The sequence below is a fragment of the Sphingomonas oligophenolica genome (assembly GCF_006438955.1).
GTDB lineage: Bacteria > Pseudomonadota > Alphaproteobacteria > Sphingomonadales > Sphingomonadaceae > Sphingomonas > Sphingomonas oligophenolica_A.
In genome coordinates this window covers 1-1,562 of record NZ_RCZK01000042.1, presented here as the reverse complement: position 1 = coordinate 1,562, position 1,562 = coordinate 1, and the positions used below count along the sequence as shown (strand labels likewise).

The 1,562-nt window shown below is 60.8% G+C and carries 4 protein-coding genes; 3 read left to right on the top strand and 1 reads right to left on the bottom strand.

The genetic code is table 11. The features are described 5' to 3' along the window. From EAH84_RS15785 to EAH84_RS15775, 3 genes are all read left to right on the top strand, one after another. Positions 1–232 (top strand): integrase core domain-containing protein (locus EAH84_RS15785; RefSeq protein WP_140871468.1); only part of this gene is annotated, 232 nt, incomplete at its 5' end. Positions 233–344: 112 nt separating this feature from the next. Continuing rightward, positions 345–815: a hypothetical protein gene (locus EAH84_RS15780; RefSeq protein WP_140872917.1), complete on the top strand. Its 471-nt coding sequence runs from the start codon at positions 345–347 to the stop codon at positions 813–815. Continuing rightward, positions 815–1,309 (top strand): hypothetical protein, encoded by a 495-nt coding sequence (locus EAH84_RS15775; RefSeq protein WP_140872916.1) that lies wholly within the window; start codon positions 815–817, stop codon positions 1,307–1,309. The genes EAH84_RS15780 and EAH84_RS15775 overlap by 1 nt, the downstream gene beginning before the upstream one ends. 19 nt (positions 1,310–1,328) lie before the next feature. On the opposite strand, the gene EAH84_RS15770 is transcribed toward EAH84_RS15775, so the two are convergent. Continuing rightward, positions 1,329–1,562: integrase core domain-containing protein (locus tag EAH84_RS15770; RefSeq protein WP_140867210.1), on the bottom strand; the 234-nt coding region annotated here is incomplete at its 5' end.

Genomic DNA, 1,562 nt, shown 5'->3' with positions numbered 1-1,562 from the left:
CATCAGTATGGACGGCAAGGGCTGCTGGCGCGACAACGTGTTCGTTGAGCGCCTTTGGCGCTCGGTGAAATACGAGGAGGTATATCTGCACGCCTACGCATCGGTCCCCGAGGCCCGCGCCGGCATCGGCCGATACTTCGCATTTTATAATGGCATCCGGCCGCACTCAGCTCTTGGCGGCCGCACGCCCGACCAGATATACTTCGACCAGCCGCTTCTCGCAGCGGCATGATCAACCAGCGGCGATCCACTTATCCAAGCCGCGAGCCTGTGCAGACGACCGGAGCCACCTCTCCGAATGCATCATGCTACGGGCAACTCACGGAGGTTACCTCAGCGGCTACGTGGGCATTCCTAACGATCATCCACTGTGGGGGTGGCGTCACGAAGCAGTTTCCGCGGATTTCGGGATCAAGGTTCACGGGGGCCTGACATATTCCGAGATCTGCGATGAAGGGCCTCAACCGACCCGCCGCGTGATCGTTGAGGCTCGCTCGATTTGCCACGCACCCAGGACGCCGCTCCGGTTCGAACCGTTGAAGCACGCAACAGATCACCTGCCCCATGATGCTCATGCGTGGTGGTTTGGTTTCGACTGCAACCACCTTTACGATGTCGTGCCTGGCCGGGCCAGCCATCAGAAACGGTTTCTCGCTGCCGAAACTGGTGCCGTTTACCGCGACGACGCCTACGTCATCTGCGAGATCATGAATCTCGCGCGCCAGCTCCGCGCAATTGCGGATGGCGAAGCGCCGTCCCCTCGCGAGGGCAAGCCGTTGCCGGCCATCGGTCTTGATCCGCGGGGGAAAGGCTGATGATGAGCCAGTCGAATTACAACGCTGACGCGCTCCCGTGGGGATGGGAGCTTCGGGCAAACAAAGGTGTGTTCGAAGATTCTTCGGGCCGTACCTGGAGCACTGTGCGCGATGCGTTCTGGGTTGGGGAGCTCGGCTTTCCGTCCAACCACGTCGCCAGCGAGCAACAGGAGTTGTTGACCCGCGTCCTCACGGCGATCGGTGCGGAGCGGCAATGGGGCGACGAGCAGCGGTTCGATTTTTTTGAAGGGGACATGCTTTTCTGGGACTTTTATCTCTGCTGGCTAGCGTCGATTGTGATGCTGGAGATCAGCGACAAGCGGTATCTTCGCGACACGCAGATCAGTGCAAGAGGTCGTTCGGTGCTGATGATGTTGCAGGCAACGCGTGACCCAGCCTGGGAAGCTCTGCCGATGACTGAAGTTATCGCGGCGGTTGCGACCGTGGCGGGAGAGGTGGCTCCGGTCGTCTGCACAGGCTCGCGGCTTGGATAAGTGGATCGCCGCTGGTTGATCATGCCGCTGCGAGAAGCGGCTGGTCGAAGTATATCTGGTCGGGCGTGCGGCCGCCAAGAGCTGAGTGCGGCCGGATGCCATTATAAAATGCGAAGTATCGGCCGATGCCGGCGCGGGCCTCGGGGACCGATGCGTAGGCGTGCAGATATACCTCCTCGTATTTCACCGAGCGCCAAAGGCGCTCAACGAACACGTTGTCGCGCCAGCAGCCCTTGCCGTCCATACTGATGGC

What these genes read in the sequence shown, in the direction of transcription:
- EAH84_RS15775 (WP_140872916.1), top strand. Translation starts at nt 815, where the DNA reads ATGATGAGCCAGTCGAATTACAACGCTGACGCGCTCCCGTGGGGATGG.